Here is a 24,016-nt window from a genome sequence, read left to right on the forward strand (position 1 = left end):
TCTCTCCGTTTTCAACCTGCATTTCCGGGCGCCATGACCAACATCCATAACGACAAGATCCTCATCCTCGATTTCGGCGCGCAGTACACCCAGCTGATCGCGCGCCGCATCCGCGAGCTCGGCGTGTACTGCGAAATCTGGGCGTGGGACCACAACCCGGCCGAGATCGCCGCGTTCGGCGCCAAGGGCATCATCCTGTCCGGTGGCCCGGAATCCACCACGCTGCCGGATGCGCCCGCCGCGCCGCAGGAAGTGTTCGACAGCGGCCTGCCGATCTTCGGCATCTGCTACGGCATGCAGACCCTGGCCGCGCAGCTGGGCGGCGCCACCGAAGCGGCCGACCAGCGCGAATTCGGCCATGCCGAAGTCAACGTGGTGCACCCCGATGCGCTGTTCAAGGGCCTGAGCGACCACGGCGGCGAGCCGCGCTTGAACGTGTGGATGAGCCACGGCGACCACGTGTCGGTGGCACCGCCGGGCTTCACCATCACCGCCACCACCGACCGCATTCCGGTGGCCGCGATGGCCAACGAAGAAAAGCGCTGGTACGGCGTGCAGTTCCACCCGGAAGTGACCCACACCCTGCAGGGCCAGGCGCTGCTGCGCCGCTTCGTGGTGGACGTGTGCGGCTGCCAGACGCTGTGGACGGCGGCCAACATCATCGACGACCAGATCGCCCGCGTGCGCGAACTGGTGGGCGATGACGAAGTGATCCTGGGCCTGTCCGGCGGCGTCGATTCGTCGGTGGTGGCCGCGCTGCTGCACAAGGCGATCGGCGACAAGCTGACCTGCGTGTTCGTCGACACCGGCCTGCTGCGCTGGCAGGAAGGCGACCAGGTGATGGCGATGTTCGCCGAGCACATGGGCGTCAAGGTGATCCGCGTGAACGCGGCGGACCGCTACTTCAGCAAGCTCGAAGGCGTGAGCGACCCGGAAGCCAAGCGCAAGATCATCGGCAACCTGTTCGTGGACATCTTCGATGAAGAGTCCAACAAGCTGAGCAACGCCAAGTGGCTGGCGCAGGGCACCATCTACCCCGACGTGATCGAGTCGGCCGGCAGCAAGACCGGCAAGGCCCACGTGATCAAGAGCCATCACAACGTGGGCGGCCTGCCGGAGCACATGAAGCTGGGCCTGGTGGAACCGCTGCGCGAACTGTTCAAGGACGAAGTGCGCCGCCTCGGCGTCGAACTCGGCCTGCCGCGCAGCATGGTCTACCGCCATCCGTTCCCGGGCCCGGGCCTGGGCGTGCGCATCCTGGGCGAAGTGAAGCGCGAATACGCCGAGCTGCTGGCCAAGGCCGATGCGATCTTCATCGACGAACTGCGCAAGGCCGACCTGTACGACAAGACCAGCCAGGCCTTCGCGGTGTTCCTGCCGGTGAAGTCGGTGGGCGTGGTCGGTGATGCCCGCGCGTATGAGTGGGTGATCGCGCTGCGCGCGGTGGAAACCATCGACTTCATGACCGCGCACTGGGCGCACCTGCCGTATGACTTCCTGGGCACGGTGAGCAACCGGATCATCAATGAGCTGCGCGGGGTGTCGCGGGTGGTGTATGACATCTCCGGCAAGCCGCCGGCGACGATTGAGTGGGAATGAGCTGAAAGAAGGGCGCCGCAAGGCGCCTTTCTTTATTGGGGAACCGGGTAGGTATCGACCGTTGGTCGATACGCGCTGCCCCGTCGCTTGACCTCTTGGTCTACCTACTAGTAGGATTGGTTAATGGATCCCGTCCTCTCCCCCAAAGCCGCTGAAATCGTCGCCCACGCCCGCACGTTGCTGGAGGCGGGCGGCTACAACGGTTTCAGCTATGCCGATATCTCGGCCAGGGTGAACATCAGCAAGGCCAGCATCCATCATCATTTTCCCAGCAAGGCCGAGCTGGTTCGTACGGTGGTGGCGCTGTACCGCGCCGAGGCCCGTGAAGGGCTGGCCATGCTGGACCGGCAGTTGAGTGATCCGCTGAAGGAGCTCAACGCCTACGTCGACTACTGGTCCAGCTGCATCGCAGGGGGCACGGCCTCGTTCTGCATCTGCGCGATGCTGGCGGCGGAGTCGCCGATGATCCCGCCGGAAATCGCCGAAGAAGTGCGCGGGCACTTCGAGGATCTCAGCGGCTGGTTGACCGCCACGCTGGAGAAGGGCGTGGCGCAGGGGCAGTTCCAGCTGCAGGGCGCACCGTCGGACGAGGCCAAGGCCTTCATGGCCTCCGTGCACGGGGCGATGCTGGCCGCGCGTGGGTTGGGTGATGCGCAGACGTTCGCAGCCCTGGCGCGGCTGTCGGTTGCGCGGGTGACTGCGCAGCGTTGAACCGTATTTCGTAAGCCCGCCTCGCGCGGGTTTTTTCATGGCCATCGCGCCTACCTACTAGTAGGTTTACTTGAGGACCCTCCAATGACACATCCGCTCTCGGCACTCGGTGTACTGCACACCGCCATCAGCCTCATTCCCGTCTTTGCCGGTCTGTACGGCTTCGTGCGCCACCGGAAGATCGACCCCGCCACCGGGGCCGGCAAGCTCTATCTGATCGGCCTGGTGCTTGCTGTGGCGACCTCGATCACCGTCTCCAGCACCGGTGGCCTCAATCCCGGCCACGCCTTCGGCATCGTGGTGCTGCTGGTGGCGTTCGGCGGGGTGCTGGTGAACAAACTGCGCTTCCTGGGGCGCCTGCGGCCTTACCTGTCCGCGTTCGCACTGTCCTTCAGCTTCCTGCTCGGGTTGGTGCCTGCCGTCAATGAATCGCTGACCCGACTGCCGGTGTCGCATCCGCTTGCCGCCGCACCGATGGCGCCGGTAGTGCTGCAGACCCTGCTGGGTTGCTTTGTCGTGTTCCTCATCGGCATCACCGCACAGGGCTGGATGATCCATGCGCGCAGTAAACGCGCGCAGCGCTGACGCCGTCAGCAGCCTGTCAACGCATAGGCGTTGGTGCTGCCGCGGTGCTGCTCGCGATACGTGGTGGGGCTGAGTTCGGTCTGCCCACGGAAATGCCGGCGGAACGACTCCTGTGAGCCAAACCCCGCCTGTTCGGCCACCCAGTGCAACGGGCGGTCGGTGGTTTCGAGAAGTTCGCGCGCGAAGGCCACGCGCTCGCGGATCAACCAGTCGATCGGTGACAGCCCGGTGGCTTCCAGGAACTGCCGCTGCAGCGTGCGCTGGCTGAGCGAGGCATGTTCGGAGAGGCTGCGCAGCGAGTGCTCTTCGCGCAGGTTGCGGCGGATCCATTCCATCAGGCGGGCCAGCCGCGTGGGCTCGCCGTTGGGAATCGAACGCACCACGCGCTGGCTGCGTTCGGCATCGCGCCACGGTGCCAGCACCAGCCGTTCGGCCACCCGATTGGCCACGTGCGCGCCGTAATCCTTGCGCACCAGGTGCAGCATCATGTCCATGCCGGTGGCCGAGCCTGCGGAGGTGATGACCGTGCCGGTGTCGACGTACAGCACATCCTCGCGCACGGTGATGGCGGGGAATTCGCGGGCGAGGGTTTCGGTCAGGCGCCAATGGGTGGTAGCGCTGCGGCCGTCGAGCAGGCCGGCCCAGGCGAGTACGAATGCGCCGGAGCAGATCGAGGCGATGCGTGCGCCGCGTCTGTGCGCGCGGATCAGTGCATCGAGCAGCGGCTGCGGCGGGCGTTCGCTGGGGTCGCGCCAGCCCGGCACGATGATGGTGTCGGCATGGTCGAGCGCTTCCAGTCCGTGTGGGAGCTGTACCTGGGTGCTGCCGAGCATGCGCAGGGCGCCGGGTTCTGCGGCGCAGAGCTGGGTGGTGTACCAGGGGACGTCGAGTTCGGGGCGGATCGGGGCGAACAGGCCTACTGCGCAGCCGAATTCGAAGAGGCCTTGGCCGTGGGCGGCGACGATGGCGATGGTGGGGGGCGCTTGGGGGGCTGGCATGAGGTGATGCTATCCAGCTCTACGTGGGACACGCATGGCGTGTCGCTACCTCGTTATTCCCTGTGGTCATGTGGGTGGCGGGATGTGGGGTGCGGGTGGCGTGTTGGTGGCTGTTGCCGGATGAGCGCTGTTTGTTGAATGGGGGCCTGTCCTCGATCAGGTCCCGACATGCTGCTGCGTCCGCTTTCCGTGATGATCGCCTTCGTCCTTGCCGCCCCTGCCATGGCCGCCGGTCCCGATACTCCGCCCGAGGCCTTGGCCAGCGCGTCAGTGGCTGCCGCTTCCACGCTGGATGCGGTGGTGGTGACCGGCTCGCGCACCAGCAACCGCACGGTGAAGAACAGCTCGACGCCGATCGATGTGGTGTCGGCCGAGGACCTGGTGGCCACCGGGCAGGCCAACCTGCTCGAAGCACTGCAGCGCAGCCTGCCGTCGCTGAGCCAGATCGGTGGCTACCAGAGCGACCAGGAAAGCCTCATTCGCGGCTACCAGCTGCGCAACCTGTCGCCGGGCTACACGCTGGTGCTGGTCAACGGGAAGCGCCGCAATGCCAGCGCTTATGTCAGTGGCGCCAACGGCGGCGGTTTCCCGGGCCACGCGTGGACCGACCTGGCGCTGATTCCGGTCGCCGCCGTGGACCACATCGAAGTGCTGCGCGATGGCGCGTCGGCGCTGTATGGCTCCGACGCGATCACCGGGGTGATCAACGTGATCCTGAAGTCACAGGCGCAGGGCGGCGATGTCTCTGTGGAAAGCGGGCAGAGCATCGATGGCGATGGCACCCGCACCAGCGTGCGCGCCAACATCGGCCTGCCGTGGGGCGCGGATGGCTTCGTGAACCTGTCCGGCGAATACACCCGCCAGCACCATGCGATCCGGCCGCGCCGTTACGTCGACGACTATCTGAGCTATCCGGCCATCGATGCCAACGGCAACCTGGTGGCGCTGCGCCCGAACAACCGGCTGCCGCCCAACACGACGGAGAACCCTGCCGAGGCCACGCGCAACCCGGAGGCCAACACCATCCTGAGTTCGCCGTCGTACACACTCAAGGCACTGGCGGCCAATGTCGGCCATGGCCTGGGTGAGAACGCGCAGTTTTACGCCACCGCCACGGCCAGCGACCGCACCGCGCAGGCGATCCAGAACTTCCGTCTGCCGGCGACGATCTTCGGCACCTACAAGGCGCCCACGGTGTTGAACGTCTGGCCGGATGGCTTCCTGCCGATCCTGCAGACCAAGGAAAAGCAGACCACCGGCACCGCCGGGGTGAAGGGCAGCTGGGCAGGATGGGAGTACGACACCAGCCTGACCGCCAACCGCAGCACGGTGCGCACCTACACCCGCGATTCGGCCAACTTCTCACTGATCTATCCCGGTGCACCCACCGACTTCTACGTGGGGCGCCTGGACTATCAGCAGCGCATCGCCAACCTCGACCTGCGCCGCGGGTTCGATGTCGCCGCGTTTGCCTCGCCGCTCCAGGTCAGCGCCGGTGCCGAGTACCAGCACGAGAAGTACGAGCGCGGGGCAGGGCAGTGGGAGTCGTACACGGGCTTTGGCGCAGCCGCCTTCGTCGGTTATTCCACCGCCGATGCGGTGGAGGCGACCCGCAACAGCAAGGCGGTGTACGCCGGCGCGGCCACCAACGTCACCTCGCGCTGGTACCTGGATGCGGCGGCGCGCTGGGAGGACCACTCCGACTTCGGCAGCGTGTCGACCGGGCGCCTCACCACGCGCTTCGACTTCACCGATGCGTTCGGCGTGCGCGCGACGGTGAGCAACGGCTTCCATGCGCCGAGCCTGGGTGCGCAGTACTACCAGGCTACCGGCAGCTGCCCGTGCGGCACCACGCTGGTGGCGCAGGTGTCATCGCCCGCTGCCATCGCGCTGGGTGCCACGCCGCTGCAGCCGGAAAAGGCGAACAACTACAGCCTCGGCGTGACCTGGGACCCGAACCCGGCCTTCCACTTGGCGCTGGATGCGTACCAGATCGACATCCGGGGCCAGCTCGGCCAGTCCAGCCAGATCGGCTACAACGCGCAGGACCCCAGCCGCATCACCGACAACAGCGGCACGGTACTTACGCCCGCGCAGATACAGACGATCGATACGCTGCTGGCCAGCGCCGGCATCAGCATCCTGCCGGGCGACGCGTTCTACGCCAGCTACTTCACCAACGTCGGCGACACCCGCACACGCGGCCTGGAACTGACCCTCGAAGCGAACCAGGAAACCGGCTGGGGCAAGCTGCGCTGGAGCTATGCCGCCAACGTCGGCCGCACCACGATCCAGAAGGTGCGTGACATCCCGGTGGTGCTGCAGGGCCTGCCCAACATCAACCTGCTGACCAGGTCGAGCGAGTACGCGCTGCGCTTCCGCACGCCGTCCTACACGCAGGTGGCGGGGTTGGGCTGGCAGCAGGGGCGCTGGCGCTCGAACCTGGATTTCACCTACTACGGCCCGATCAAGCGGCTCAACAACGGGGTGGAGTACCGGCAGCCGCCGGTGCTGGTCACCAACCTGTCCGGCGGGGTCGAACTGGGCGGCGGCTGGAGCGCGACGCTGGGCATCAACAACCTGTTCGATGAACGCACCCGCAAGGTGCCCGAGTACGCGCGCAGCGCCACCGACGTGGCCAGCATCGAAACCACCTGGGACACCGGCGATGTGCTGAGCACCATCGGCGCGTTCTGGTACGGCCGCGTCCATTACCGCTTCTGAGGGAGAGCTGCATGTCCACCGCCTTGAACGTTGTTGCCCTGGTCGGTTCGCCGACCTCCTCGACCACCTCGCGCACGCTGTTGCTGGTGCGCCACCTGCTTGACCAGCTTCGGCTTCGGTTGCACATGGACGTGCAGCTGATCGAACTGGCGCCCATCGCGCGGTCACTGGGCCAGGCGCTTACCCGTGACGAAGTGGAGCCGCGCATCGAGCAGGCGCTTGCGCGGATCGAAGCGGCCGACCTGCTGATCGCCGCCGCGCCTGTGTATCGCGGCTCGTACCCCGGGCTGTTCAAGCACCTGGTTGATTTCATCGGACTGGATGCGCTGGTGGATACCCCCGTGCTGCTGGCCGCCACCGGCGGCAGCGAACGCCACGCGCTGGTCATCGACCACCAGCTGCGGCCGCTGTTCAGTTTCCTGCAGGCGCACACACTTCCGATCGGGGTGTATGCCACGCCGGCTGATTTCGACGACGTCGAGATTCGCAGTGTCGCGCTGCAGGCACGCATCGAGCTGGCCGCCGAACGTGCGGCCAGCCACCTGCAGGCCGCACCGCCGGTGCTGCTGCGGCGGATTGCCTAGGCAACGCCATAACCGCCAGCAGTCTGGTTATGGCCAACGCGCATTTGCGTGGCCGGATCCGACCGCCGATTGTCGAATTGCGGCGCAGCCCCGCGCCGGTCCTTCTCTAGCATCGATAGTCCAACGGCACCGCAGTGCCGGCCAGATCGAGGAGCGTTTCGTGTCTGCACAGCCCACCCACAAGCCGATCCTGTTCCTGCTGGATCGTGAGTTCGAAGACGGCCAGCTGCCCGGGCAGCGCTTCTTCTGTCGGCACAGCCTGCTGCTGGAGGGGGCGCTGTCGAGCATTGATGGCCTGGATACCCAGCTGGATGTGCGCCGCATTGGCTTTGCCCGGCCGCGCCGCGAAGTGATCGCCGAGATCGGCGAGCAGGACCAGTCGCTGCCCAAGCTGGTGCTGCCGCAGGGCGTGCAGTCGACGCATGCCACCGGCACCCACCACGACCGCCAGGTGGTGTCCGGCGCCGAGCCGATCCTGGCCGCGCTCAACGGCCTGCTCGGCATTCCCGTGGCCCACCCCTGAGGACGATGCGATGAGCTACCTGATCAGCGTGCTCGACAAGAGCCCCGTGCGGGAAGGCGGCACCGCCGAGCAGGCGCTGCGCGACAGCCTGCGCCTGGCGTTGCATGCCGAGCACCTGGGCTACCACCGCTACTGGTTTGCCGAGCACCATGCCGCGCCACAGCTGGCCAGCCCCGCACCGGAAGTGCTGGCGGCCTGGGTACTGGCGCAGACGCGGCGGATCCGCGTCGGTACCGGTGGCGTGATGCTGCGCCACTACGCGCCGTACAAGGTGGCCGAAACCTTCAACCTGCTGGCCAGCCTGGCACCGGGGCGGGTGGATCTGGGCGTGGGCAAGGCACCGGGTGGGCTTCCCGCGTCCACGGCGGCACTGGCCGCGGGACGCCCGCCGGTGGGGCCGTTCGAACAGCAGCTGCACGATCTGGAAGGCTTCCTGTCGGGCACGCTGGCGGTCGATCACCCGCATGCCAACGCGCAGGCGCGGCCGCTGCCGCAGACCGGGCCGGCGCGGTTCCTGCTCGGGGCCAGCGCGCAGAGTGCGCGGCTGGCCGGGGAGCTGGGCTGGGGCTTCGTGTACGCGGCGCATTTCGATGGCGATCCGCGCAGCATCGAGACCGCCTTCAATGCCTATCGCGAGGTGTCATCCCAGGCACCGCTGCTGGCCACGGTGGCCTTCGCCGCGCGCAGTGCCGATGCCGCGGCCGCGCAGCTGGGCGCGCTGCGCATCTACAAGCTGCACCTCGGGCCGGGGCAGAGCGTGAACCTGCCCAGCGCCGAAGCGGCGGCCGAGTACGCCCGCCAGGTCGGCGTGGTCGACTACCGCATCGAGGAAACCCATCCCAGCGTGCTGTCCGGCGATGGCCACCAGGTGCGCCGTGCACTGGACGAGCTGCACCAGCGTTTCGGTGTCGGCGAATTCATCCTGGATGCGCCAGTGGCCGACGTCGATGCACGCCTCACTTCCCTTGAACTGCTGTCGCCCGCGCCGCGCGCGGCGGTGGCCTGACCCCCAGGAGCGTCGCCATGAGCAGGACCCCGCGTCCCATTCCCTTCGGCATCATGCTGCAGGGCCCCGGCAGCCACATGCATGCCTGGAAGCACCCCTCCAACGTGGTCGATGCCAGCGTCAATCTCGAGTACTACATCGACGTGGCGCGCACCGCCGAGAACCACGGCATCGCCTTTGGCTTCGTGGCCGATGGGCTGTACATCAACGAGAAATCCATTCCGCACTTCCTCAACCGCTTCGAGCCGATCACGCTGCTGTCGGCGCTGGCCACGGCCACCTCGAAGATCGGCCTGGCCGGCACGCTGTCCACCTCCTACAGCGACCCGTTCACCGTGGCGCGCCAGTTCGCGTCGCTGGACCTGATCAGCGGCGGGCGCGCCGGTTGGAACGTGGTGACCTCGCCACTGGAAGGCTCCGGCCGCAACTATGGGCGCGCGCACCCCGAGCACGCGCTGCGCTACCAGATCGCCGATGAGTACCTTGAGGTGGTGCAGGGCCTGTGGGATTCGTGGGACGACGATACCTTCGTGCGCGACCGCGACAGCGGCACGTTCTTCGATCCAGGTAAGTTCCGCTGTCTCGACCACAAGGGAAAGTTCTTCCAGGTCGAAGGCCCGCTCAACATCCAGCGTTCGCCGCAGGGCCAGCCGGTGATCTTCCAGGCCGGCGCCTCCGATGATGGCATCGCACTGGCCGGCAAGTACGCCGATGCGGTGTTCACCCATGCGCCGTCGCTGGAGGAAACGCGTGCGTTCACCCAGAAGGTGAAGAACGCGGCAATCGCGCATGGCCGCAGCGCGGCCGATGTGAAGATATTCCCCGGCATCGGCCCCATCGTGGGCCGCACCGCGGAAGAAGCCGAAGCGAAATACCAGGCCATTGCGGCACTGGCCACCCTGGATGACGCGCTGGCCTACCTGGGCCGCTTCTTCGACCACCACGATTTCACCCAGTACGCACCGGATGCGCCGTTCCCGGCGCTGGGCGACATCGGCAGCAATTCATTCCGCTCCACCACCGACAAGATCAAGCAGGATGCGCGCGAGCAGGGACTCACCCTGCGCCAGGTGGCGCTGCAGGTGGTGAGCCCGCGGCCGAACTTCATCGGTACGCCGGAGCAGGTGGCCGATGAACTGATCCGCTGGTTCGAGGCCGGGGCCAGCGATGGTTTCATTCTGGGCTTCTCCGTGCAGCGCGAGGGCCTGGATGATTTCGTCGGCCTGGTGCTGCCGATCCTGGCTGCGCGCGGTTACCACCGTGGCACGCTGGAAGGCGCCACGCTGCGCGATCACCTGGGCCTGCCGCGCAAGGCCAGCCGCTACGCGGCCGATGCCGTGCCCGCGCGCAAGGCCGGTTGAGGAGAGCGCAATGACCGTCCTGCACCGGCCCCCGTTGGATCTTTCCGCAACGACCGTTGGCGTCCTGCCGCAGATCGCGGCACGCATCGATGATGCCATCGCCATCCGCCACGATCTGCACCAGCACCCGGAGCTGGCCTTCGAGGAACACCGCACCAGTTCACGCGTGGCCGAGCTGTTGCAGCAGTGGGGCTACCAGGTCACCACGGGACTCGGTGGCACCGGCGTGGTCGGCACGCTGCAGCGCGGGCAGGGTACGCGCCGCCTGGGCCTGCGTGCGGACATCGATGCGCTGCCCATCCACGAAGACTCCGGGCTGGCCTATGCCAGCCAGCGCGACGGCTTGATGCACGCCTGCGGCCACGACGGGCACACCGCCATCCTGCTGTCGGCTGCCCACTACCTGGCACGGCACGGACGCTTCGAAGGCACCCTGCAGCTGGTGTTCCAGCCGGCGGAAGAGACCGGTTCCGGCGCCACGAAGATGATCGACGACGGCCTGTTCGAGCGCTTTCCGGTGGATGCGATCTACGGCCTGCACAACTGGCCCGGCGTGCCGGCCGGGCACTTCGGCTTCGTGGATGGACCGGCAATGGCGTCGGTGGACTGGGCGCAGCTGCGGGTGGTGGGCAATGGCGGGCATGGTGCCGAGCCGCAGCATGCGGTGGATCCGATCCTGGCGGCCGCGCACATCGTCACCGCCCTGCAGAGCGTGGTGTCGCGCAACGTGGATCCGCGCCAGATGGGCGTGGTGACGGTGGGCTCGATCCATGGCGGCAAGGCCGCCAACGTTATTCCCGACGTGGTGGAGCTGACCCTTACCGTGCGCGCCTACCTGCCCGAGGTGCGCGACACGCTGCGCCGGCGGGTGATCGACATCGCCGAGCAGACCGCTGCCGCGTTTGGTGCGCGTGCGGAGATTTCCTTCCCGCGTGGCTTCCCCAGCGTCATCAACCATCCTGAGCAGACCGCGCTGGTCCGCGACGTGGCACACGCCGCGTTCGGGCGCGGGCAGGTGGTGGAGGACTTCGCGCCGCGCACCGCGAGCGAGGACTTCGCATTCCTGCTGCAGGCACGGCCGGGCAGCTTCGTGTTCGTCGGCAACGGCGACAGCGCGCCCCTGCACAGCCCGCGCTACGTGTTCAACGACGCGGCGATAGCGCCAGCGGCCAGCCTGTGGGCGCGGCTGGCCGAACACTACCTGGTGGAGTCCACGACATGAGCGAGCGCTTCCTGTACACCTCGGTGAACGACCCGCTGGCGCAGCCGCTGTTCGACGGGCTGGAGCACGAGTACGAGACCCGCTACGCCGACGTGCAGCGCCGGATCGGCGGCACCGCCCGCGAGGAACTGCAGCGCTATCCGGCCGAGGCCTTCGCCGCGCCGGTGGGCGCCTTCGTGCTGCTGCTCCGCGATGGCCAGGCCATCTCCGGTGGTGCGTTCATGCCGCACCGCGACCCGGATACCGCCGAGTTCAAGCGGATCTGGACGCTGCCCGGCCTGCGCCGCCAGGGTATCGCGCGCCGGGTGCTGCAGGAGCTGGAGGACCAGGCACTGCGACAGGGCTACCGGCGCGTGTTCCTGACCACCGGCTTCCGCCAGCCAGAAGCGGTGGGTCTGTACCTGACCCACGGCTACACCGCGTTGTTCGACCTGCAGGCGGACCCGGAGACGGTGGCGCATCTTCCCTTCGAGAAGCATCTGGGCAAGGCGCAGCCGGTTGCCGCCGTTGCGCAGGCGCTCGAGCTTGCGGCACACGCATGAGCACTCCTTCGTCTGCGTTGGGCGGGGTGGCAACGGCGACCCCGTCGGCATTGCGCATCGTGCCCGCGCGGCACCCGCTGCAGCTGTTCGGCACGCTGCTGGCGCTGTCGCTGATCCTGCTTGCGGTGCAGTCGGTGCTGGGCAACCCGCGCTGGGGCTGGGGCACGTTCGCGGAATGGTTCTTTGCACGGCCGGTGTTGGAAGGCCTGGCGCGCACGCTGTGGTTGACCGCCCTGGGTACCGCATTCGGCTTCGCGCTGGGCACCCTGCTGGCGCTGGCCAGGGTCTCCGGTTCGCCGCTGCTGGCGGCGGTGTCGTGGGGCTATGTGTGGCTGTTCCGCTCGATTCCGTTGCTGGTGCTGCTGTTGCTGCTCAACAACCTGGGGTACCTGTACAGCACCATCGCGCTGGAGGTGCCGTTTACCGCGATCACCTTGTTCTCCTATCCCACCACGCAGTTGATCGGGGTGTTCACCGCCGCGGTGCTCGGCTTGACCCTCAACCAGGCCGCGTTTTCCGCCGAGGTCATCCGCGGCGGCATCCTGTCGGTGGATCACGGCCAGTACGAGGCGGCCGCCGCACTGGGGCTGCCCCGCGCGCGCCAGATCCGCCGCATCATCCTGCCGCAGGCAATGCGCTCGATCCTGCCGGCGGCGTTCAACGATGTGATCGGCTTGGCCAAGAGCACCTCGGTGGTCTATGTGCTGGCCCTTCCCGAGCTGTTCTACACCGTGCAGGTGATCTACCGGCGCAACCTGGAAGTGGTGCCGCTGCTGATGGTGGCCACGATCTGGTACCTGGTGATACTGACCGCGCTGTCGCTGGCCCAGCACCGCATCGAGCGGCGCTTCGCGCGCGGACAACTGCAGCGTGAGCGCAGCGTTTCGCGGGTGGTGTCACGACCGCGCAGCACGCCAGCGGCCACGCCGGGTGTCGCCACGCGGCGGGAGCATTCCGTCCCGGTGGCGGCCGGGCAGGGCGCGGCCGTGTCGGTGCAGGGCGTGAGCAAACACTTTGCTGAGACCACGGTGCTGGACGACGTGCGGCTGGAACTGAAGGCGGGCAGCGTCACCGTGCTGGTGGGGCCGTCGGGTGCCGGCAAGTCCACCCTGCTGCGGCTGATCAACCACCTGGAGCGCGCTGACGGCGGCGTCATCACCGTCGGTGGGCAACTGGTGGGCTACCGCCGTGATGGGGACACGCTGTACGAGCTGCCCGAAGCCGAAATCCGCCGCCGTCGTGCGGAGGTGGGCATGGTGTTCCAAGCGTTCAACCTGTTCCCGCACCTGACCGTGCTGGAGAACATCATCGAAGCGCCCATTGCGGTGCGTGGCATCCCGCGTGCGAAGGCCGAACAGCAGGCCCATGACCTGCTGGATCGGGTGGGGCTGTCGGAGAAGGCGAACGCCTACCCGCGCGAGCTCTCCGGCGGGCAGCAGCAGCGCGTGGCCATTGCCCGTGCGCTGGCGCTGCAGCCGAAGGTGCTGTTGTTCGACGAGCCGACCTCGGCGCTGGACCCGGAGCTGGTCGCCGAAGTGCTCGGGGTGATCGAAGAACTGTCGCAGTCGGGCACCACGCTGGTCATCGTCACCCATGAGCTGGGCTTCGCGCGGCGGGTGGCCGACCACGTGGTGATGATGGACCAGGGACGGGTGATCGAGCAGGGACCGCCGGAGCAGGTGTTCGACCGGCCGCGCCAGCAACGTACCGCCGAGTTCCTTGCCAAGACGCTATGACCGCCACCTTCGAGGAATCCCCATGAGCAGCACGCGAACCCGCCGTCTTCCCGTCAGCACCGTCGTCATCGCCACTGCATTGATTGCCGGTGTCGGCGCGATCGTCTATTCGCGCGTGACCGGCGCTCCGGAACCGACCGCAGCGGCTGCATCGCGACAGGCCGACTTGGCCGCACTGGTCGGTACGCCCGATCCCAAGGCACAGGCGTTGATTCCGGCCGGCTACGCATTCGTCACCCCGGGTACGCTCACCGTGGCCACCCATCCCGGGCAGCTGCCGCTCGCCGACTATGGTGCCGACAGCAGGCAAATCATCGGGGTCGAGCCGGACATCGCCAAGCTCATCGCCGATGGGTTGGGGCTGAAGCTGGTCCTGGTGCCGGTCGCCTGGGCGGATTGGCCGCTGGGGCTGGAGTCGGGCAAGTACGACGCGGTGCTGTCCAACGTGACGGTCACTGAAGAGCGCAAGAAGAAGTTCGATTTCTCGAGCTACCGTTTCGACCTGCTGGGTATCTATACCCGCACCGATGGACCGCTGCAGAAGATCGAGCGGCCCGCCGACGTGGCAGGGTTGAAGGTGGTGCTGGGCGCCAGCACCAACCAGGACCAGATCCTGCGCCAGTGGGACAGGCAGAACATCGCCGCCGGTCTGAAGCCGGTGGAGTACCAGTACTTCGACGATGCGGTGGTGGGCCGGTTGGCGGTGATCACCGGGCGCGCGGATGTGTCGTTTGAACCCAATGCCACCGGCGCGTACTCCGCGCGCGATGGCAAGGTGCGGCGCATCGGCCTGTTCCCCGGCGGTTGGCCGGACGCGGCGGCCATCTCGGTGACCACGCGCAAGGGTAGTGGCCTGGCCACCGCCATCACCCAGGCCCTCAACACGCAGATCGACTCCGGCACCTACGCCCAGGCGCTGAAGCGCTGGAACGTAGGCGAAGAAGCGGTAGCGCGCTCGGAAACCAATCCACCAGGTTTACGCACCTTGTGACGCACCCGCGTAGAGCCACGCCCTGCGTGGCTGCACCAACCGGTTCAAGCGCAATCACCACACCGCTTCAAGCGTCCGGAACGGCTTGCTGATCAACACGCTCTTCCCATCAAAGTCCTGCACAACCCGCCCATCCACCCGCACCTGCTTGGGCCGCGTACGCGAAGGCCACCACACCCGGACCGCAGCGTCTTTCCGCAGCCCCTTGCCCAGGGTCACCTTCAGCGTATCGCCACGCTGCACCGCGTCCATCTGCAGCGTGCCGAACGCGGTGGGCAGCCGCTCCACCGCCAACCCGTCGCCCACCAGCCACGACGGCGGCGTACCCGGCAGCAGCGACAGCGCATCATCGTCCTCGCGCATCAACATGCCGAACAACGTGCGCCCATACTCGGCGCCGATCCACGTATGTGGCATGTCGCCCAGGTAGCGCGGGAAGCGCAGCCGCGAGTGCACCACTTCGGCCAGTACCTGCCATTCCAGCGGGCGGCGGTCGCGCAGCAGGCCCTGCAGCAGCTCATCGGCGGCTTCGGGCTGGTCCAGGTGCACGTAGCTGAGCACGTTGCGGATTTCATACGGCGTGTAGGCGTACAGCGCGTCCGGCTGGTTGCGCTTGCGCACGTCATCCAGGTAGCGCGCGAAGGTGGTGCGCAGGGCCTGCTCGGGCAGTACGTCCTGCGCCCCGGTGGGGTCCAGCGCGATCGACACGCCGGTGGGGTCGCCATCGCCCAGGTCGGCGGAGGAGGGAATGAAGTCGATGCCCTTCCACGCCATGGTGGCGCGGATCGAAGCGGCCAGCGCATCGTGCAGCAGGCGGTACTGTTCGCGCGCCCACGCGGCGGTCTCGTGATCACCCAGCGATTCGGCCAGCCACGCGCCGTCGTGCCAGCCCTTCAGGCCCCAGTAGTCGTCCCAGTAACTGTGGGTCGGCGAAGGATAGCCTTCGTGACTGATCGACGGTGCCAGGATGCCGGCGAACCGCTCCGGCGCGGGCTGGCCGGCCATGTAACCGGGCACCAGCGTGCGCTCGCGCAGCTCCTGCAGGAAACGCAGCGCGGCCTTCACCTTCGGCAGGTAGGCGCGTACCGATTCCGGGCCGCCATCCAGCCGCGCAACATCGGCCACCAGCGCAACATACTGGCCCTGGCTGTCGTACTCGATATCCGAGCCGAACCCGGTGTTGACGCTGCCGTCGTTGTTGAGGATCGGCGACACCAGGCCGTTGGCGTGCACGCCGTGCCCGGTGTACCAGGCCAGGTAGTCGCGCGCGATGCGCGATTCGCCCATGCGCAGCAGTACCGCCGAGGTGGCCATGCCGTCGCGGATGAAGGAGCGGTTGTAGTTGCGTGGGCCGGGTTGCATCGCCGGGCCGGTCTGGTTGATCAGCATGTAGGCCGCCTGGGCGCGCAGCATGTCCACCAGGGAGGGGTCGGGCAGGCGCAGGCCGACCTGGCCCAGGCGCGCCTGCCAGTCGTTGGAAACGCGGGTAGCGAGGGCGTCGAAGATCGCATCCGGATCCTGCGTTTTCGTGCCGAAGGCTATCGCTGGCGGCTCCGGAAGCGCGCCGTCACCGTTGGCAGCCGCAGTACCCAGCGGGAACGCGACCACGATCGACTGGGTGGCACCCGGGGCGAGCTCGATGCGGTAGGCGAGGGCGGCCGCTGCCAGGCCATCCGGATCATCGGCCTGTTGCGCATTGGGCAGTTCGCCCTGCGCCACCGCGGTGGTGATCTCGGTACGGCCATCGGGGCCGAACGGCGCCACCCCCGATGCATCCACCGGCGTCAGCGAATGCAGCAGTGAGCGCCCGTTGACCCGCACCGTGGTGCCATCGATGGCCACCGAACGGATCGGCGAGAGGCCGCCGTTCTGCCACGGCGGATTCATCTGCATTGGACGCGTCACCAGCGACAGAGTGCCGGCGATGGGGGTCGTGCCAACGTTGTGCAGACGGTGGCGCACCAGCGTGACCGGCTGGCCGCCGAGTTCCACCGCAAATGCCTCGCTCTTCAGTTCCAGGCCAGGCTGCGGCTGCCACGTGACCGACGGCATCGGTTTCCAACCGTCGCGCAGCGCATGCTGCACCGGTTGGTCGGCGGCGCCGGCGGCGCTGCCATCGGCATTGCGCCAGATCGGCTGTACCAGCGGTGCGCCCTTGAACGCCTCGATGTTGCCGAACTCGTCAAAGATCGATTTCTGCAGGCCACCGTGCACGCCCACGGCCGTCCAGTAGGTCTGCTGCATGTGCAGGGAGGCCGGGAACAGGGCGCGCTGCGCGCCACTGGCGGCGGTCTGGTAGCGCTTCATCGGCGTCATCACCGCGGCCGGCCCGAGCAGGCGCAGCCGTGCGATCTTCGGTGCCTCGCCCTCCACCAGCAGACGCAGCGCATGTGCGTTGACCGGCGCGGTGCCGGCCAGCCAGCTCTGCTGGCGGCTGCCGGCCTGTGGGTCATGCGCCAGGTCGGTCCAGCGCCCCTGTGCGTCCTGTACCTGCAGCCGTGCGCTGCCGTGCGCGCCCGCCCAGTCCACTGCCAGGCCGGTGGTAGAGAGGGCCTTTGGCAGGGCGATGTTCAACACATGGCTGCCGTCCTTGTCCGCAGGAATGGCCACCGCGCTGCCGCCTTGCCACAGCGTCGCGGCTTGTGTGGCATCCAGCCCGGAAATGCGGGCCGTTGCGCGCCGGTCCAGTGGTTCGAGTTCGAAGATCGACACGCCCCAGTCCGAGGTGCGCTCCGGACTGGCCAGGCGCAGGTAGCGGGCCTGGCGCGGCGCGAAGTAGAGCGTCTCGATACCGCCCAGCGAATCGCGCATGGTGTAGGCGGTCTGCCACTGCCTGCCGTCCAGCGAGGTCTGCAGGCTGTAGCCCTCCGGATTGGACACATCCCAGGTCAGGCGTGCGCCGCTCAGGGTGCTGGGCTTGCCCAGATCGATCTGGAACCAGTGGCCGGGGCTGAAGGCGCCACCGGTGACGGTCTTTGGATCGCCGTCGATGAGGTGACTCACCGCCATGGCGGGCACCTGCTGGGAGGAGCTGCCGGCGCGCCATTGGCTGCGGTCAGGCACGTCCTGGGCGAAACAGGCTGAAGCAAACGCGAGGCCAAGCACGGGAAGCAGCACCATGCGCCGACGTACATACACCCCCATCAAAACAACCCTCCTGCTACGGCCTCGCCAGTGAGGCGGGCCAACCCTAGCAGTGGTTGTAACCGGTTACATGACGCATTGCAGTATGGCGTTCCCCGGATGCGCCCCGGAACGCCCGGTTGACGGATTGTCAGGTGCCGCAGGCCCCGACTTGACAGGCTGCCCGTTCAGCAACGAGGCGCAGCCACCCACACTGGATCCCGAAGTCACGGCGACCTGGCTGATGACGCAAACGACCACTTACGGGGAAAACCAGATGATCAGCATTCCAGTTTCAGACACCTCCCACGCCCGCCTGTCCCGCGTCTCCCGCTGGCTGTGCTGCATCGGCTATGCCGCGCTTGCGGTGTTCTTTGCCTGGTCGGCCCTGAGCGGGCATCGCCAGGCCGAAGCCATCCTCAAGGATGCGGTGACCGTGCAGGCACCGGTACAGGTCGACCACATCGAGGAAAAACGCCGCAAGGGGCGGGTGTCCTACCAGTACCACTTCCGCTACGACTTCAACGTCGATGGCGTTGAATATACCGGCCACTTTTCCACCTCCGAAGACAACGCAACGCCGTACCTGGGCGAAGCGCCGCAGGTCGACGTGGCTTACGCACGCAGCAACCCCGCGCAGTTTGATCGGCTTGATCGCCTTGAAGGCCAGAAGGGGCTGGGGTCGGTGCTGGGCCGGGTGATCGTGGCGCTGGGCATGCTGGCGATCCTGGCCTTCGTGGTGCACCTGCTGGTGACCCGCAAGCTGTTCGTGCGGCAGGGCGCTGCGGTTCCTGCGGCCTGAGCCATGGTTGACAGTCCATACGGTCACGGTAGGGTGTGCGACTCCCTCCCGTTCTGGTCGTTTCCCATGCCTGCCCCTGAGTTCGCGGACCTGCTGTCTCGACACATGCGGCGGATCCGGGCCAGTGCCGGCGGGGTGGCCGCCGAGATCGGCATCAGCCGCGAGGCGGTCAACAACTGGCGCGCCGGTACCTCGCGGCCCAGCCGGCGTCACCGCGACCGGGTACTGGCCTGCGCCAACTACCTGCGCCTGACCGAAACCGAATGCAATGCGTTGCTGCAGTCGGTGGGGTTTGAGCCGGAGTTCCCGGTGGAGGCGGTGTCGGAAAGGGATGAGCAGGGCGACCCCGGCGTTTCCGTGCCGCCCACCGTCACCCGGCTGTTCGACCGCCTGCAGTCGCTGCGCCCGTACCCGGTGAGCCTGCTGTTGACCCAGGCCCATTGGGGGCAGCCGCCCGAGCGCGCCGCGATCCTTGTTGAAGCAGCGGCGCGCTATGGGCAGGAGCGCGTGCTGCACCTGCAGCCACCGTTCCGGTCTGGCGAGGGCGACCAGGACTACTTTGCCTTGCTGGCCGCACAGTGCGGGCTGGAGGGCGTTGGATCGGACGCCAGTTTCGAAATGGCGCTGGCGCGCCGGCTGCAGCAGCCCGGTGCGCTGTTCTGCCTGGTCAGCCGCTTCGAGCAGGGGGCATCCGGGCCGCGCGATGTGCTGGCCGGGATCCTGCGCAGCCTCAGCGAGATGTACAGCGGCAAGCTGCACCTGCTGATCTGTGGCGGGGCCGCGTTGGCCGACCTGAAGTACCAGGGCGGCGATCTTTCGCTGCTCAACATTGCCGCCAGCGAGAGCTGGCCGGAGCTGGGAATCGAGGACCTGCGGCGCAGTGCCCCCGGCATTGGCGACGACACGCTTGCGCGCGCGCTGCGGTTGTCCGGCGGGCACCCGCTGTTGGCGCAGGCCGCGCTGACGTTGCTCGTTGACACCGCTCTCGACGACGAAGCGGTCACCGACACGTTGTCCAGCCATCCACGCCTGTGGGAGGCACTGGTACCTCTGTTGCGCGATGACGCTGCGCGTATCGCGGTGCAGGGATGGCTGACACACCAGGTGGTGGCACCGGCGCGGCCGTACCTGGCCGATCCGCTGCTGCGCCACCTGTACTGGAACAACCTGCTGGCCGCGCGCCCGCACCCGCAAGGGCAATGCCTGGAATGGCGCTGCGAGGCGATCCGCCGCGCAGTGCGACAGGTCATCGACGGCATGCAGGTGCAGACCGCATGAGCAGGCCACCGCGCGGGCAGCCGGTACTGCGCTGGTGGTGGCTGCTGCTGGTGGCCGGCCTGACCTGGTTCGTCGGCAGCTACCTGTTCGTGCCGTGGCTGAACCCGGTGCAGCTGCTGCGCATGCAGCGCGACCGCGAAAGCATGATGCTCATGCAGCAGGCCAACATCGACATGATGTTCCTGCGCGAAGAGGCGTTGTCGTATTGGCTGCAGCACGAAACCTGGCCGCAGCAGGTGGACGTGCCGGGCGTGCATGATCCGGAAGAAACCCTGGTGGTTGCCGAACTGCCGCAGCCGTTCGTGCTGCGCCTGCGCTTCACCGACCGCTTCCCGGCCAACAGCGGGCTGCGCGGTGCGGCCATCGAGCAGACGCTGGAGCCGCGCACCCAGTACTGGCGTTGTCGCCCAGGTGATCCTGCGCCACCGTCGCGCTGGTTGCCGGCCAACTGCCACGCGCAGGCGCCGTGGGGCATCGTGCAGTGGCTGTCGGTGGTGCTGGGATTGTCCGTACTGGGCCTGGCCGGGCTTGGCATGCTCTGGTACTGGGTGCGGCCGGCGGTGGCCGACATCGTGCGCGAGCCACAGCGGCTGCTTGCCCAGCCGCTGCAGGCGCTGCCCGTCATCGACCGCCAGCTGGGATGGTTGCGGCTCAAGGATCGCGTCCTGGCCGGTGCCGGGATTGCCACGGTGCGCTGGCGCGACGCGCTGCGGCACCTGCAGGCCACGCCAATGACACGTGCACTGCAACTGGCAGCGCGCATCGGTGCGATCGACGCGCCGGCACCGGGCTGGGCGCTGACCGGCCTGGTCCGCGAATGGACCCTGCCGGACAAGCTGCCGCTGGCCCTGGAACGGTTGTGGCTGTACCAGCCCGATCCGGCGCTGGCGGCCGATGCCATCGTGCAGCAGTTGCGCGCCATGCCCAATGGCCAGGACGTGGTGATGGTGGTGAGCCCGTCGCTGGCGGTCGAGGCCGAACTAGCTGCCTACGCCGACGATCCGGCCAACCTGTGCGTATGCCTTGGCCAGGCCGCACAGACCCGCTGGCTGCTGCAGCCGGGCGCGCTCGATGCGCTGGCAGGGCTGCTGGCCCGGCAGCTCCGGGTCACCCGCATCTCGCCCTACCAGACCCATGGCGGCATCACCCGCCCGGCGGCCTTCTTTGGGCGCGAGTCGCTGCTGGCGCGGGTGCTCAACCGCGAGCCCGGCAACTACCTGCTGGTGGGCGGCCGGCAGCTGGGCAAGACCAGTTTGATGAAGGCGATCGAGCGGCGCTTTGTCGGCCACCCGCGCGTGCACTGCGTGTACCTGTCGCTGCGCGACCATCGGCTGACGATGCGGTTGGCGCTGGAACTGGGCCTGGCCGAGGACACCGGGATCGATGCGCTGGTCGCCGAGCTGTCTTCGCGCGCGCAGGGGCGTGGCCTGCTGCTGCTGATCGACGAGACCGATCTGTTCCTGCGCGCTGAAGCGGCACACGGTTACCCGCAACTGGCGGCGCTGCGCGCGCTGAGCGAAGAGGGGCGCTGCCACTTCATGCTGGCCGGGTTCTGGGATCTGTACGAAGCGGTCACCCTGGATTTCGCCTCACCGCTGCGCAACTTCGGCGAAGTGATCCATATCGGTGGGCTGGAACAGGACGCCTGCCTGGCGCTGGCCACCGAACCGATGGCGCGCCTGGGCGTGCACTTCGCCAGCCCGGACCTGCCGCAGCGGCTGGTGGCGGCGTGCGGTCGCCGCGCCAACCTGGTCGCCATTGCCTGCCAGCAGCTGCTGGGCCAGCTGGACCGGGGCCAGCGCGTGCTGGATGCCACGCAGGTACATGCGGCGCTGGTCAGCGAGCCGATGTTCGATGCACTGGCCGGGTGGGCGCGGCTGAGTCCCGATCCCCTGGCGTGCCGCATCGACCGGATCGTGGTGTACCAGGTAGCGGGTGCGCAGCTGGTCGGGAGCGGCGAGCGTGGCATCACCCTGGTGGAACTGCTGGCTGCCTTCGATGCGGCGGGTGCGCGGGTCGATCCGGAGCAGGTCCGCCACGCGCTGGCCCGGTTGCAGCTGGCGTATGTCGTTCGCCGCGAGGCCGATGGGTTGCCGTACGTGTTTGCGGTGCCGGTGTTCGTTACCCAGTTCCAGCGCGAGGAAGTCCAAGCGCTGCTGCAGCGCGAACTGCAGGCGCTGGCGGCGGGCGCGGCGGTTTGACTCCGGTGTCAGGATAACGAATGAGAAATTGCGTCTCTTCGTGACGCAATTCCCTGTGTGTATCGACGCGATTCTGGGATAGTGGTGTGATGTTCGTGCGCCACGGCGGAGTAATGCTGCATCCACAGGAATTGTCTTCTTCGCAGATTGGCGCCGTGCTGGCGCAGGCCTATGGCCTGCACGTCAGCCATGTCATGCAGCGGCCGGCGGGGGCCGATGCGGGCGCCACGGTGTACCAGGTCACCTCCGATGACGGCACGCGGTGGTGGTTGAAGTGCCGCCGCTATGCCGTGGCCGATGCCGTGTGGGAGGTCGTGCAGCACCTGCGCGGCGCGCTCGGCCTGGACGAAGTGGTGGCCCCGCAGCCTGCGCTTGATGGCGCCCCGGCCACGCACGCCGAGGGCCTGCAGTGGACCCTGTTTGCCTATGTGGAGGGCGAGTCGGGGTTCGAAGTGGCCCTGTCGCAGGCGCAGTGGCACCGGCTGGGCCAGGTGTTGCGCCAGGTGCATGACACGACCTTGCCGGCCCGGTTGGCGTCTGGTCTGGCACAACCGGGATTCGACGATGACACGGCGGTGGAGCGGGTGGGTTCGTGGCTGCAGCGCGGCGATGAGCGCTGGCCCATTCCCGATGCCCTGGCCGAGGAATACCGGCGTGCCTGGCGGCAACGGCAGGCGCGGGTGGCCGAGGTCTGGCAGCACTGCGTTGCGCTGCGTGAGCGCCTGGCCGGGCAGCGCTGGTCGCGCGGGCTGTGCCATGGCGACCTGCACGCGGGCAACCTGTTGCTGCGCGCCGATGGCGGGCTGCACCTGATCGACTGGGACGACATGGTGCTGGCACCACGCGAACGCGACCTGATGTTCGTTGGCGCCGGCGTAGGCGGTCGCTGGGGGCGCGATGATCCGCCGCGGTTCCATGAAGGGTACGGCGCGATCGCCCTGGACCCGGTCCGGCTGGCGTATTACCGCCACTGGCGGATCCTGCACGACCTGCAGGAGTTCCACGACCTGCTGCTCGAACCGGGCGCGGCATCGCGTCCGCCCAGCCAGCGCCGGCAGGCGTTGCGTTTCATGGAGGAGCAGTTCGCGCCGGGTAACGTGATAGACGCGGCTGCGCGTAGCTGGACAGCCGTCCAGTGACGCTTACTCGCCAGGCTTGGCGCCGGCCGTAGCGGCTTTCGATGCCGCGCGCCGCACCAGTACTGCCTCGCGATGGGCGATGTAGGCGTTGGCGGCCAGAATGATGCCCGCCCCGATGACGGTCCAGCGGTCCAGCGTTTCATTGAACAGCAGCCAGCCCAGCAGGCTGACCAGTGGCAACTGCATGAAGCTGATCGGGGTCAGCGCCGAGACTTCGCCCAAGCGCAACGCGCGGGTCCACAACAGCTGGCCCAGCGTGCCCAGCACGCCGGTAGCGGCCAGCCAGACCCACGCAATGCCGCTGGGCCAGACCCAGCCGAACAGGGCGGGCACCAGCGACAGCGGTACCCAGAACACGTAGGTGTAGAACACCACGGTGTCGGCCCCGTCCACGCGGGTCAGCTGCTTGATCTGGATGGCCACCAGCGAACTGAGCACGGCGGCCAGCACCGCCACCAGCACGCCCGGGCTGAACGTGTCGGCGCCGGGGCGAACGATGATCAGCACCCCGATGAAGCCACAGACCACGGCGGCCCAGCGGCGCGCGCGTACCTTCTCGCCAAGGAACAGCACCGCGGCAATCGTGACGAACAGGGGCGTGGAGTACGACAGCGAGATCGCCTGCGACATCGGCAGGTGGCCGATCGCCCAGAACGCGCAGAGCATCGAAGCCAGCCCGATCAGGCTGCGCACGAAATAGCGGGGCAGCTGGGTCGTGCGGAACGGCGAACTGCCCGGGCGCAACAGGAACGGCAGCAGCGCCAGCAGGCCGAACGCATTGCGGAAGAACGCCACTTCCTGGGTGGGCACATAGCGGGTGGCATAGCGGATCGCCACGGCCATCAACCCGAATGCCATGGTGCTGCCCAGCATCAGCAGCGCCGCACGCAT

19 protein-coding genes are annotated in these 24,016 nt (G+C 67.8%); 16 read left to right on the forward strand and 3 right to left on the reverse strand.

Features of this window, described 5'->3' with window-relative positions:
* Positions 1-33 precede the first annotated feature (33 nt).
* The 3 genes from guaA (at position 34) to NMB40_RS06555 (ending at position 2,895) form a co-directional block, all read left to right on the forward strand.
* Positions 34-1,599, forward strand: coding sequence for a glutamine-hydrolyzing GMP synthase (gene guaA / locus NMB40_RS06545; protein WP_339445369.1), 1,566 nt, complete (start codon positions 34-36; stop codon positions 1,597-1,599).
* Positions 1,600-1,722: 123 nt separating this feature from the next.
* Positions 1,723-2,310 carry a TetR/AcrR family transcriptional regulator gene (locus tag NMB40_RS06550; protein WP_494360503.1) on the forward strand — a complete coding sequence of 196 codons (588 nt, stop codon included), beginning with the start codon at positions 1,723-1,725 and terminating at the stop codon, positions 2,308-2,310.
* 84 nt (positions 2,311-2,394) lie between these two features.
* Positions 2,395-2,895 (forward strand): hypothetical protein, encoded by a 501-nt coding sequence (locus NMB40_RS06555; protein WP_494360504.1) that lies wholly within the window; start codon positions 2,395-2,397, stop codon positions 2,893-2,895.
* Between the two features lie 5 nt (positions 2,896-2,900).
* Here the strand turns inward: NMB40_RS06555 and NMB40_RS06560 are convergent, their stop codons facing one another.
* The gene (locus tag NMB40_RS06560; protein ID WP_494360505.1) at positions 2,901-3,893 is read right to left on the reverse strand and encodes a helix-turn-helix domain-containing protein; all 993 of its coding nucleotides are present in this window, start codon (positions 3,891-3,893) and stop codon (positions 2,901-2,903) included.
* 168 nt (positions 3,894-4,061) lie between these two features.
* Between NMB40_RS06560 and NMB40_RS06565 the strand changes: the two genes are divergently transcribed.
* The 9 genes from NMB40_RS06565 to NMB40_RS06605 all read left to right on the forward strand — a co-directional run bounded on the left by NMB40_RS06565 (position 4,062) and on the right by NMB40_RS06605 (position 14,582).
* The gene (locus tag NMB40_RS06565) at positions 4,062-6,617 is read left to right on the forward strand and encodes a TonB-dependent receptor plug domain-containing protein (RefSeq protein WP_494360506.1); all 2,556 of its coding nucleotides are present in this window, start codon (positions 4,062-4,064) and stop codon (positions 6,615-6,617) included.
* Positions 6,618-6,628: 11 nt separating this feature from the next.
* Complete coding sequence (gene msuE, locus NMB40_RS06570) at positions 6,629-7,201, forward strand: FMN reductase (RefSeq protein WP_494360507.1); 573 nt, start codon at positions 6,629-6,631, stop codon at positions 7,199-7,201.
* A 160-nt stretch (positions 7,202-7,361) separates the two neighbouring features.
* The gene (locus tag NMB40_RS06575) at positions 7,362-7,724 is read left to right on the forward strand and encodes a DUF3088 family protein (protein WP_448142524.1); all 363 of its coding nucleotides are present in this window, start codon (positions 7,362-7,364) and stop codon (positions 7,722-7,724) included.
* A 10-nt stretch (positions 7,725-7,734) separates the two neighbouring features.
* On the forward strand, positions 7,735-8,730 hold the full coding sequence (locus tag NMB40_RS06580; protein WP_494360508.1) for an MsnO8 family LLM class oxidoreductase: 996 nt from the start codon (positions 7,735-7,737) through the stop codon (positions 8,728-8,730).
* 17 nt (positions 8,731-8,747) lie between these two features.
* On the forward strand, positions 8,748-10,091 hold the full coding sequence (locus NMB40_RS06585; RefSeq protein WP_494360509.1) for an LLM class flavin-dependent oxidoreductase: 1,344 nt from the start codon (positions 8,748-8,750) through the stop codon (positions 10,089-10,091).
* Positions 10,092-10,101: 10 nt separating this feature from the next.
* On the forward strand, positions 10,102-11,313 hold the full coding sequence (locus NMB40_RS06590; protein WP_494360510.1) for a M20 aminoacylase family protein: 1,212 nt from the start codon (positions 10,102-10,104) through the stop codon (positions 11,311-11,313).
* A complete protein-coding gene (locus NMB40_RS06595) occupies positions 11,310-11,855 on the forward strand; it encodes a GNAT family N-acetyltransferase (protein WP_494360511.1) in 546 nt (181 codons plus the stop codon). The genes NMB40_RS06590 and NMB40_RS06595 overlap by 4 nt, the downstream gene beginning before the upstream one ends.
* Positions 11,852-13,591 (forward strand): amino acid ABC transporter permease/ATP-binding protein, encoded by a 1,740-nt coding sequence (locus NMB40_RS06600; protein WP_494360512.1) that lies wholly within the window; start codon positions 11,852-11,854, stop codon positions 13,589-13,591. Before NMB40_RS06595 ends, NMB40_RS06600 begins: the two co-directional genes overlap by 4 nt.
* Before the next feature lie 22 nt (positions 13,592-13,613).
* The gene (locus NMB40_RS06605) at positions 13,614-14,582 is read left to right on the forward strand and encodes an ABC transporter substrate-binding protein (protein WP_494360513.1); all 969 of its coding nucleotides are present in this window, start codon (positions 13,614-13,616) and stop codon (positions 14,580-14,582) included.
* Positions 14,583-14,636: 54 nt separating this feature from the next.
* Here NMB40_RS06605 and NMB40_RS06610 read toward each other — a convergent pair whose 3' ends face one another.
* Positions 14,637-17,702, reverse strand: a complete 3,066-nt coding sequence (locus NMB40_RS06610) for a galactose-binding domain-containing protein (RefSeq protein ID WP_494360514.1) — start codon at positions 17,700-17,702, stop codon at positions 14,637-14,639.
* 280 nt (positions 17,703-17,982) lie between these two features.
* Between NMB40_RS06610 and NMB40_RS06615 the strand changes: the two genes are divergently transcribed.
* The 4 genes from NMB40_RS06615 (at position 17,983) to NMB40_RS06630 (ending at position 23,125) form a co-directional block, all read left to right on the forward strand.
* Positions 17,983-18,507, forward strand: coding sequence for a hypothetical protein (locus tag NMB40_RS06615; protein WP_494360515.1), 525 nt, complete (start codon positions 17,983-17,985; stop codon positions 18,505-18,507).
* Positions 18,508-18,573: 66 nt separating this feature from the next.
* Entirely contained in the window at positions 18,574-19,785 is a 1,212-nt protein-coding gene (locus tag NMB40_RS06620; protein ID WP_494360516.1) for a helix-turn-helix domain-containing protein, read from the forward strand.
* Positions 19,782-21,986, forward strand: coding sequence for a hypothetical protein (locus tag NMB40_RS06625; protein WP_494360517.1), 2,205 nt, complete (start codon positions 19,782-19,784; stop codon positions 21,984-21,986). Before NMB40_RS06620 ends, NMB40_RS06625 begins: the two co-directional genes overlap by 4 nt.
* Positions 21,987-22,075: 89 nt before the next feature.
* Positions 22,076-23,125 (forward strand): phosphotransferase enzyme family protein, encoded by a 1,050-nt coding sequence (locus tag NMB40_RS06630; RefSeq protein WP_494360518.1) that lies wholly within the window; start codon positions 22,076-22,078, stop codon positions 23,123-23,125.
* A 3-nt stretch (positions 23,126-23,128) separates the two neighbouring features.
* Here NMB40_RS06630 and NMB40_RS06635 read toward each other — a convergent pair whose 3' ends face one another.
* Entirely contained in the window at positions 23,129-24,016 is an 888-nt protein-coding gene (locus tag NMB40_RS06635; RefSeq protein ID WP_494361049.1) for a DMT family transporter, read from the reverse strand.

The organism is Stenotrophomonas sp. FBCC-B152 (genome assembly GCF_059134105.1).